The organism is Candidatus Obscuribacterales bacterium, assembly GCA_036703605.1.
In the GTDB taxonomy this organism is placed as follows: Bacteria; Cyanobacteriota; Cyanobacteriia; order RECH01; family RECH01; genus RECH01.
In genome coordinates, this window is the sequence record DATNRH010000555.1 from 1 (window position 1) to 10,321 (window position 10,321).

6 protein-coding genes are annotated in these 10,321 nt (G+C 53.9%); 5 read left to right on the forward strand and 1 reads right to left on the reverse strand.

Annotation, left to right across the window (positions count from 1 at the left end; translation table 11 throughout):
* Positions 1 to 582 precede the first annotated feature (582 nt).
* On the forward strand, positions 583 to 2,700 hold the full coding sequence (locus tag V6D20_11880; GenBank protein HEY9816478.1) for an AAA-like domain-containing protein: 2,118 nt from the start codon (positions 583 to 585) through the stop codon (positions 2,698 to 2,700).
* Between the two features lie 764 nt (positions 2,701 to 3,464).
* Positions 3,465 to 6,311: an AAA-like domain-containing protein gene (locus V6D20_11885; protein HEY9816479.1), complete on the forward strand. Its 2,847-nt coding sequence runs from the start codon at positions 3,465 to 3,467 to the stop codon at positions 6,309 to 6,311.
* On the opposite strand, the gene V6D20_11890 is transcribed toward V6D20_11885, so the two are convergent.
* Positions 6,305 to 6,490, reverse strand: coding sequence for a hypothetical protein (locus V6D20_11890; protein ID HEY9816480.1), 186 nt, complete (start codon positions 6,488 to 6,490; stop codon positions 6,305 to 6,307). The genes V6D20_11885 and V6D20_11890 overlap by 7 nt on opposite strands.
* A gap of 254 nt (positions 6,491 to 6,744) precedes the next feature.
* On the opposite strand from V6D20_11890, the gene V6D20_11895 reads away from it, so the two are divergent.
* From V6D20_11895 to V6D20_11905, 3 genes are read left to right on the forward strand one after another with little or no spacing between them, the layout of a single operon-like run.
* Positions 6,745 to 8,232, forward strand: a complete 1,488-nt coding sequence (locus V6D20_11895) for a serine/threonine-protein kinase (protein HEY9816481.1) — start codon at positions 6,745 to 6,747, stop codon at positions 8,230 to 8,232.
* A gap of 32 nt (positions 8,233 to 8,264) precedes the next feature.
* Positions 8,265 to 9,320 (forward strand): hypothetical protein, encoded by a 1,056-nt coding sequence (locus V6D20_11900; GenBank protein ID HEY9816482.1) that lies wholly within the window; start codon positions 8,265 to 8,267, stop codon positions 9,318 to 9,320.
* A 45-nt stretch (positions 9,321 to 9,365) separates the two neighbouring features.
* Positions 9,366 to 10,040 (forward strand): hypothetical protein, encoded by a 675-nt coding sequence (locus tag V6D20_11905; GenBank protein HEY9816483.1) that lies wholly within the window; start codon positions 9,366 to 9,368, stop codon positions 10,038 to 10,040.
* Positions 10,041 to 10,321: the final 281 nt, after the last annotated feature.

Below are 10,321 nucleotides of genomic sequence, written 5' to 3' on the forward strand. Positions count from 1 at the left end.
TTTAGCCAGACGCGCATCCCCGAACACACTGCCTGAAATCTGGGCTCCTTGGAGCACAATGGGGTTATCTATCATGGTGAATGCACCTCGCAAATCATTCCATCTAGATTAAAGGAAACTTGTGTATAAGCGGTAGCCCAAGTCGGGCGAGGGACTTTGAATCCAGCTCCCCTGCTCCCTGTTTGGGGAGAAGGGGTTGGGGAATGAGGGTCAACTTGCAAAACTGGGATGCTCCCGAAGTGCTGGTGTGAGGATGCGATCGCTTGCGATTAGACTATAAGCAACTTGGCTAAGGTCATGTTCTGGGACTGCCTGGGGTATGCTCGGTTCATACCACGGTCTACTCTAGTCTGCGATACGAGATGGTTACGCTGAGCGCTGTTGCCATCTAAGATGTAGGTTGCTATTGGGGCCATGGATGGAATGATCTAGGTTAAAACCGACGGCCGTCTGCACGTGAGCTGAGTTGCGCAGGTGTTGGATGGGTACAACATTCCTCCTATGAGTCCTATCCCATAAGCCAACTCTTGAGCGATCGCTCTGCCATGAGACCAGCCATCTTTCTCTACGATTCATTTCATCATGGATCTTGACGACCAGCCCATTCAAAACATTACCCTTCCGCCTTTGCTCTCTGGAAAACGAGCGTTGGCGGCAATTATGTTTACGGATGTGGAATCCTTCACCGCTAAGATGGCGCACAACGAAGCCCATGCCTTTACCCTGATTCATCGAGATTATGGGGTGATGCAGCAGGTCTGCCAGCAGTGGGACGGAAAAATTTTAAAGTCGCTAGGGGATGGGCTGCTGGTCTATTTCGAAAATGCTGAACAGGCTGTGCAGTGCGCCATCGAGATTCAGCAGCGCTTTGCAGATCATGCTGTGGGTTGTCCACCCCAAGATATTTTGAAGCATCGCATCGGCATTCACCTTGGTGAGGTGATCTTTAGCGGTACGGATGTGATGGGCAATGGGGTGAACATGGCCGCCCGCCTGCAGAAAGAAGCCGTGGCTGGCGGCATCAGCTTTTCCCAATCGGTCTACGATGCTGTGCGCAATCAGGTGCGATCGCCCGTCACCTATCTGGGATTGCGATCTCTGAAAGGCATCCAGTCGGCTGTTCCCATCTACCACATTGCTCCGCCCACTCCCGCCGTTAGTTTGCGGCAGCGGGTTTATGTGTCCTACCGCGATCAATCGCCGGATCTCAAGCTTGCCCATACGCTCTATGCTGCGATGTCAGCGGCGGGGCATTCGGCTTTTATGGCTGGTGAAAGTACCCATTTCTCCGACCACTGGGCTCAGCGCTTGGAAACAGAGCTGAATCAATGTGACTACTTCGTCCTCCTCCTGTCTGCCCAATCGGCGGGCAGTGAAATGATCATTGAAGAGGTGCGCCGCGCCAAGGAGCTACGCGGCTACACCAGCAATCGCAAGCCGGAAATTGTGCCGATTCGGGTGAATTTTCCTAGCCATGCTCTGCTGGACTACAACTTGAGTGGCTTCATTAATTTGCAAGGCTACCTCGATCGCATCCACCATTGGGAATGGCATTCCGATGCCGACACGACTGGTCTAGTGCAGGATATGCTGGCGCTGCTGTCTGAGGGGCGATCGCTGGAGGAACCGACCACCGATGAACAACCTTGGAGCGGGGGGATTCACCTGCCCGCGATCGCTGTGCCTGAAATGCCTGAGGGGCAGGTGAACCTCGCCTCGATTTTCTATACCGAACGTCCCCCCGTGGAGGTGCGCTGCCAGGAAGCCATTAGCCAGCCGGGGGCGCTCCTGCGCATCAAAGCCCCGCGCCAAATGGGCAAAACATCGCTGATGACGCGGGTGTTGCACTATGCTCAGCAGCTGCGCTACTACACCGTGCCCTTGAGTTTGCAATTAGCCGATGATCGAGCCCTGCGGGATTTAGATCAATTTCTCAAATGGTTTTGTGCCAGTGTGGGCCGGCGGCTGCAGTTGCCCAACCGCCTTGCGGATTACTGGGACGATATTTTTGGCAGCAAAGATAACTGCACCGCCTACTTTGAGGAATATCTGCTGAGCCAGCTGGATGCTCCCTTGGTGATCGGGCTGGATGAAGTGGACTACATCTTTCAGTATCCGGAGATTGCCGCTGACTTCTTCGTGTTGCTGCGGGCCTGGCACGAAGATGCTAAAAGTCGGGATATTTGGCAAAAGCTGCGCTTAGTGGTGGTGCATGCCACGGAAGTCTATGTCCCCATGGATATTAATCAGTCTCCCTTTAATGTTGGTACCCCCGTAGCTTTGCCGGAGTTTAGCGGTGATCAAATTTATAGCCTTGCTAAGCTCCATGGTCTGGCGTGGGATATGGGGGATGTGAATCAGCTAATGGCGCTCGTGGGTGGTCATCCCTACTTGGTGCGCCTAGCGCTCTACCACCTAGCCCGTCGGGACATTACCTTAGAACGGCTGCTCGATCAAGGAACCACCGAATCAGGGCTCTATGGGGATCACCTGCGCCGGCATTTGTGGAGCTTGGAGCAAAATCCTGATCTACTCCAAGCTATGACGCGAGTGGTGGTGGCGGATGGGCCAGTGCGGCTCGATGCAACCCAGGCCTTTAAACTGCACAGCATTGGCTTGGTGCATTTGCGGGGCAATGAGGTGGTGCCCCGCTGCTATTTGTATCGCCATTATTTGCGCGATCGCTTATCCAGTCGCTAGGGGCAATCGCTTATCCATGATCACATGGGCACTTTAGTAGTTCGCCGAGCAATATGGGCACACTGGACATAGGGTGTCATTCAACCATCATTGCCAACGTTAGATTCAACGATCAACCACGAACATTTATGCCTAGAGTGAGTCAAGGCCTAGAAGATATGGTCGAGACTATGGAGTTGCAAGATGATCAGGCTGGGGAGCTATGGGGCTTTTGCCAAGAAAGATTTTGAGTGGCCTAGAGCTGTTCATCCGGTGCGCTTAACGAAATCCCCCCTGATTGGGATGTGGTTAAACAGGACTTAGGAGTTCTTGAAAGACTGACTTTAGGCTGCACCTTGGCTACCTATCATCGAATATCTCCACCTCAAATTGAACATCTCTACCCCTAGCAGGTTACAACGCCATTCTTTTGGATCGCTTCCTGCTCTCCAACGGTGCCCCTGCCGATCCGGCGATCCATGGCATGAACTCGTGACTCTTGCATCACCTGCTGGTTTCATTCGTGGCGTTAACCTTGCGGTTCAACTATTGTGGTTCAAAGGTGATTCAACACTAGTCGCTTAGGTGAGGGGCGATCGCTCATGATTGCCTTGGGTTGAGTCGAGGGAAAGCTAGTGTAAACTCATGGAGTCAGTTCATGGGGTGTCTCAACTTCCGTACCTTTGCTGAGCAGATTGCTAGGGAAATCAAGTAGTTGTAAGGGGTGAACCTGAGACGATGTTTCGTTTGATGCGAGCGTTATTGCCGAATGTATAGAAGCATCCATGAACAACGTAAGTCACTCGGCTGAACTATATCAGGTTGGGGGGTCTCTGCCAGCCGATGCTTCAACCTATGTCCATCGCCCGGCTGATAAGGAACTTTATGAAGGTTTGCAGTCCGGCGAATTTTGCTATGTGCTGACGTCACGGCAGATGGGCAAGTCGAGTTTGCGGGTTCAGACTATGCGGCGGCTCCAGCGAATTGGGGTAGCTTGCGTTGCGGTGGATTTAACCAAGGTGGGCTGTCAAGATCTAACGCCGGAGCAGTGGTATGCCGGCTTGGCTCGCAGCTTGATCACGGGCTTTAATTTAGCCGATCAGGTGAACCTACGTACCTGGTGGCGCGATCGCGATATGTTGTCTCCCGTGCAGCGCTTTTGCGAGCTGCTGGAACAGGTCATTTTGGTGCAGATCCAGCAGCCGATTGTCATTTTCATTGATGAAATTGACAGCATTCTCAGCCTCAAGTTTTCCGTTGATGACTTTTTCTTTGCGCTGCGGGCCTGCTACGACTTTCGGGCCGATCAACCTGCCTACCAACGGCTCACCTTTGCCCTGTTTGGCGTGGCCTCTCCTTCCGATTTAATCAAAGACAAAAACCGTACGCCGTTCAACATTGGGCGAGCGGTACATCTCACTAGCTTTCAGCCCCATGAATGTCTGCCCTTGATGCAGGGGCTGAGCGCCTATGCTCAAGATCCACGTCAGGTCATGATGGAAATTCTGGGCTGGACGGGGGGCAAACCATTTCTCACCCAGAAACTATGTCGGCTGGTGCCTACCCTAGGGTTTATTGAACCGGGGCAGGAACGGGCCGCGATCGCTCGCCTCGTCCACACGCGCATTTTGGAAAACTGGCAGGCCCAAGACGAACCAGAACATCTCCGCACCATCAGCGATCGCCTCTTGCAGGGTGGTGTGATGACCAAGCAACTGCTGGCGCTCTACCGTCACATTCTCCAGCAGGGCGAGATTCCCATGGATACCAGCATGCCTCAGATGGAGCTACGGCTCTCGGGCTTGGTGGCTTCCTATGCGACAGGGCAGCGCATGAAGCAGCCGGTTTTGCGGGTGTATAACCGGATTTATGCCGCTATTTTTAACCTGGATTGGGTGAACTCTCATCTGAACCGAGTTTGTCCGTTTTATGATGCGCTGGCCGCTTGGGTGGTGTCGCGGGGGCAAGATCGGGCACCGTTGTTAACCGGGCAGGCGCTCCAGCGGGCGGTGGCTTGGTCGGTGGGCAAGCCGCTGAGTCGTCAAGAGCAGCAGTTTTTAGCAGCTAGTCGGAAGCTAGAGCTGTCGCTCCATCCGCCTCGCCCAACTCCCACACCTTCCCCGTCTCTGGATGAGGCGACCGTCTTGCAGGCACCGCCTAGCCCACCCACGGCGGATGATGCTGAGGCGACGATTTTTCAGACCCATCCCTATGCTGCTCCGGGGCGGGCAGCAGCGGATGATGGTGAATCAACGGTGCTGCAGCCCCAGGTTGCCTCGGAGCGATCGCCCATGGATAGTGGCGAGTCTACTATTTTGCAAGACCAGCCCTATCTCCCACCGCTGCGCAAGCCGCTGGTGACCCTTGAACGTCGTGGGCCGCTCACCAATGAGCAACTGCTCTATGAGCATTTATTGCTGTGGGTGCAGCAGGAAACCCCCGACGAAATGATTGAGCGTTTCCGCCAGTTGTTTATTGTGGGACGGGGGTATCCCGATGAAGAAGTTGTCGCTGCTCTAACTCAAATTGTCAGCACGTCGTCGCCGGATCAGTTCAAATACATTTTGAATCGCTGCTGCCACATTTTGGTGAACCGTTGGCAAATGAGCCCGGGGCAACAGGGGGCGATCGCTGACTTAGTGGCCCTATTTGATAATTCTGATGCTCAGGGGGGTGGCAGTCGGTTTCGTTCTACCTCCCTGCGGCGGCTGCAAACCTTGGTGAAGCAGTTCACCCATACGGAGGAATACCTAACTCTGCAGCGGTTGGTGCGGGTGATTACCGATGAGCTGCAAAATAATCGGGACAATCCGCCCTTGGGGCAGTTGATCACCCGTTATCCCTACCTCTATCCCCACAGTTTGCTGAGCCAAAATAGCTCTCAAGAACACCAGCAAACTATTCGCACGCTCCAATCCCAGCGACAGACCATGCTGGAAACAGATCTGTCACAATACATGACCTATCTGGTGAGCCGTGCCCAAATTGCGTCGCGCACGTCCCATGAGCGGGCAGCGCGATTGGTGAAACCGGTGAATAACCCAACCCTTCTGAGCGATCGCGAGCTGTATACTGCCGTGCGCCAATTTGTAGGCAAGGTGCAAGGATCCTACACGTACCGAGACTTGGCCCAAAATTTTCTCACCCACATCAGCGGTAACCCCACCTATCGCGCCTTCAAGTCGGATTTATACGAATACTTAACCACCTCGATTGAGGCAGATTACGGCAGGCGGCAGTTCAACAAGAAGTTGTACGATCAGCTTCAGAATATTTTCCCTGAAAGTGACGATCGCCAAGTGGATGACTTTTTGCTGGTGCGCACCTGCAGCCAGTTGTTCAATTTTCTCGTGGTGGAAAGTTCTCAGCAGCCGAGTCACTTTGTCTTCATTGACCTGATCACTAACTTAGGTCCGGTGCAAACCATGGGGCTCTTGCTGAAAATTGCCATGCTGTCTCAAAAGGTGAAACCGCATCTAGAGCGCCGCTTCTCTATTTTGTTCAACCATTATGAATCTCAAACCCTGGATGAGATTCTGTGGTTGGTTAAATCCTTGGAAAACCTCAATGTTGCCTTGGTCACCAATTTTGGCAATGTGAATTTGTCGTCTATTCGCAACAATATTCAGTAGTGCGGGCAGTCATGCAGATAGTCATGCGGGCGATTGCCCATGGTGGTGCTCCGGAACTCAGGATCAACAATCAGCCGATCGGTACTTGGCAAGCGGGGGAAGCGATCGCTCTGTCCGTTGGTGGCACGGTCGCCATTCGCTAAAATGAACTGGGCTAGAATCAGGGCAGTAGTCTTCATGCGAAAGGGCTATACAAAAAGACGGAGATAGCTATCGTTCTATAGGTTAAGACATCAAGAATTTCTGGAGACGTTTATCGACGTTGGAACGTTTATCTAGGCCATGTCTCAACCAAAATCTACGGTTGTGGACTAGGTATCTCTAGAGTGGATGCTGTGAGTTCATGGGATCATGCTGTTTAGGTATGCTTGCTTGGTGCATGGTATGGGTGAGGCAGTTGGGTAATGGCTGATGTGGATGAGGGCGAAGACCAATGATTGATCCGCTGATGATGCAAACCCTGCAAGATGGGAAATATACCCTATCTGATGTGTTGGGACAGGGCGGTTTTGGTACGACCTATCGAGCGACCCATCGAGATTTACAGCAAACGGTGGTGATTAAAACCCTCAGCCCTGCCAATCGTGAGCATCCTCAGTTTGCCCAGGTGGAACATTTATTTCGCGATGAAGCTCGTCGCCTTGCCGTCTGCACCCATCCTAATATTGTGCGGGTGAGTGACTTTTTCACGGAAGATGGCATTCCCTACATGGTGATGGATTACATTCCAGGAAAAACCCTCGACCAAGTGGTGTTTCCCCATCAGCCTTTGCCAGAAGCGATCGCTATTCATTACATTCGTCAAATTGGTGCAGCGCTGCACTTGGTTCATAGCAATGGTTTGTTACATCGTGATGTGAAACCGCAGAATATTATTCTGCGAGAGGGCACCGATGAAGTGGTGCTGATTGACTTTGGCATTGCCCGAGAGTTTACCCCCGGCGTTACCCAGGAGCACACCAGTTTGCTGTCGGTGGGCTATGCCCCAATTGAGCAATATGCCCATCGAGAAAAGCGATCTGCTGCCACCGATGTGTATGGACTTGCTGCCACCCTCTATGCTCTCTTGACGGCCCAAGTGCCCATTGCCTCCATCTTGCGGAGCCGCCAGCCCATGGCTGCTCCCCGAGATCTGCAGCCCACCATTAGCACAGCAGTGAGTCAAGCGGTGATGCGAGGCATGGCCGTCGAACCCCAGTTTCGTCCGCCCACTATTGCTGATTGGCTGGCGATGTTACCTGATGGTGTGCCAACTACCCCGCCGACGAGTCCACCTGTGCTTCATGGGTTAGGTCAGTCAGGTCAACCTAATCAATCCAGTCAACCCAGTCAACCCAGCCAACCAGCCCAGCCTCTTGAGCAACCGATGACGGGTCCCACGTTGGCTGTTGCACCGGGCTATGTGCCATCTGCTCCCGTAGCCTATGGCCCTTCCGGCTCGCCGCCGATGGTGCCAGCGCATGTCTCGTCTGCGCCACCTGCTGTCGTGGTTCATACCGTACCTACGCAGCAGTCACAGGGGGGAATTTGGGGTTGGGTGTTTGTGAGCTTGGCGGCGATCGCTGCGGCCGCGATTATGGGGTTGACGGTGTTAATTATGCAGTCTCGGCAATCCAATCTATTGGACGAGCCAGCGGCTCCTAGCCCAGAAACGTCGCCCGTAACTGAACCGCCAGCGGAGCAACCGGAGCGATCGCAACCCTCTGGCTCTGAGTCCAGCCCAGCGCCCAGTCCAGCACCCAGTCCAGCACCTGCGCCCACACCGCGGCCTACACCTGCGCCTGCGCCCACACCGCGGCCTAGCCCATCACCTAGCCCCAGCCCTACCCGAGATTCCACCTCCGGCTCATCTCAGGAGGACGAGGAGGAGAATTTCTTCCGGCAAGGGGGTGGCCCCACTCGACACCGTGACGGAAACTAACCTAAATGACCCCTCCCATTTTGTATGTCGCCATGACCAATCATGGGTTTGGGCATACGACCCGCACAACGGCAGTCGTGGATCTCATTCAGCAGCTATGTCCCGAGGTGGTGGTGATTCTGGCGACGACCGCGCCGCGCTGGCTGCTGGAACGTCAGATGTCTGGGCATTTCATTCACCGTCCTCGTGCCTTGGATATTGGAGTGGTGCAGGGCGATAGTTTTCAGATGGATCTGAGGGCAACGCTGACCCACCTCCAGCAGATTCAGGCCACGGCCCGCTCGGTGATTGCTTCGGAAGTGCAGTTTCTCCGCCAAAATCGAGTCAAGCTTGTGTTGGCAGACATTCCGCCCTTAGCTGTGGCGATCGCTCACGGGGCTGGCGTACCCTGCTGGATGGCGAGTAATTTTGGCTGGGATTTTATCTATCGCCCTTGGGGTGACGGCTTTGTGGGGATTGCTGACTGGATTGCCGAACACTTTTCCCAATGCGATCGCCTCTTTCGTCTGCCTTTCAATGAATCCATGAGCGCCTTTCCCCAGATCACCGACGTGGGTCTGACAGGTAGCTGCCCCGAGAGCGATCTAGAGGCCTTGCGATCGCACTATGCCCTAGACCAACCCAAGGAACGCACTGTCCTCCTCACCTTTGGCGGTTTGGGACTAGAGCAAGTGCCCTACGAAACAGTGCAGCAGTTTCCTGACTGGCACTTCATCACCTTCGATCGCCAGGCTCCTCGCCTAGAGAATCTGCGGGTGGTCACCGATCATCGCCATCGTCCGGTGGACTTCATGCCTCTCTGCGATCGCATCATTGCTAAGCCTGGCTATGGTACCTTTGCTGAAGCTTGTCGGGTGGGTACCGCTGTTTGCACCCTGCCCCGAGAAGGCTTTGCCGAAGCGCCGTTGCTACTGGCAGGAATCCATAATCATGCTTATCATCAAGATATAGACCCCGCGCTTTTTTTTCAGGGAAATTGGGAGTTTCTACACGCTCCAGTTCAAGCTCCTCGTCTTCCCGACTCGCTGCCGATCAACGGTAACGAAGCGATCGCTCAAGCGGTCGTAGACTACCTCCAGTCTGCGTAGGGTGCTCTACAATCGTCTTCAGCCTCGCCTTCCCCATACCCTCCCATGTCATCTTGGATGTCCTTTGACGATGGTCTGAACGCCCAGACCACGATTGATTTTCCTGTTCATACCAGCGATCGCCCCGCTCCAGAGCCTTCTGTGGAGTCCCAGGAAGCGATCGCCCCTCCCGCTAACCATCGAGATGCCTCGGAGAACAACTCTCCGATCAATGACTCTCCGATCAATGACTCTTCGACCATAGATGAGCCTCTGCTCTCTCCAGAGACTATTTCTCTAGCCTTTCGCGACGTGCGCATCGTGCTGCAAGAGCAGCGTGAACAAAGCCACTTGTTGACCACCAAACTGAATATCCTGTTTGTTGCCAACGGGGCCCTGCTCACCAGTCTCACCATCTCTCGCTTGATGATGATTCCCAGCCCCTTTACCGTGGCCGAAGTGATTGGTTTTTTCATCAGCTTTACCCTGCTCGTACGTGCCTTTCTGCCCCGTCAGGTGGCCGTCAGTCCAAACCTAGAAGATCGTAAATTCTTAGAGCGCTACCTGGCCCTGTCGGCGGTTGAGTATCAGCTACAGATGATGGTCAATTGGTCGGAGACGTATAATGCAAACAAGCAGCGGGTTGATGATGTATCAAAAACGTTACAACTGGCTGCCTACGCGACCCTCAGCGTTGCTACCATCATGTTGATTCACATCCTGGCAGCCTATGTGTTCTAATCATTCCATAGGCGATCGCCCCGTAGACTGCCATTGCTCCTAGGGTGAGCCTACAAAGACCGGATTCTAGACAAGACCATGGGAGATAAGCCCACTAGAAGGGTGTTGGTCTAGATGGATATCAGTTCCCGTGTTGGTGTAGATTGGCGCAGCGATCGCCGCGCCGGTTCTCCTTATCACCTACCCAACGAGTTAGCGGGAGTTTTTTGGAGAAGTTCTGATGACTCATGATCAAGCGGATACCGCGACTGCCAAAAAAGTAGTTCGTTTACCCGAGCCTG

What these genes read in the sequence shown, in the direction of transcription:
- V6D20_11880 (HEY9816478.1), top strand. Translation starts at nt 583, where the DNA reads ATGGATCTTGACGACCAGCCCATTCAAAACATTACCCTTCCGCCTTTG.
- V6D20_11885 (HEY9816479.1), top strand. Translation starts at nt 3,465, where the DNA reads ATGAACAACGTAAGTCACTCGGCTGAACTATATCAGGTTGGGGGGTCT.
- V6D20_11890 (HEY9816480.1), bottom strand. Translation starts at nt 6,490, where the DNA reads ATGAAGACTACTGCCCTGATTCTAGCCCAGTTCATTTTAGCGAATGGC.
- V6D20_11895 (HEY9816481.1), top strand. Translation starts at nt 6,745, where the DNA reads ATGATTGATCCGCTGATGATGCAAACCCTGCAAGATGGGAAATATACC.
- V6D20_11900 (HEY9816482.1), top strand. Translation starts at nt 8,265, where the DNA reads ATGACCAATCATGGGTTTGGGCATACGACCCGCACAACGGCAGTCGTG.
- V6D20_11905 (HEY9816483.1), top strand. Translation starts at nt 9,366, where the DNA reads ATGTCATCTTGGATGTCCTTTGACGATGGTCTGAACGCCCAGACCACG.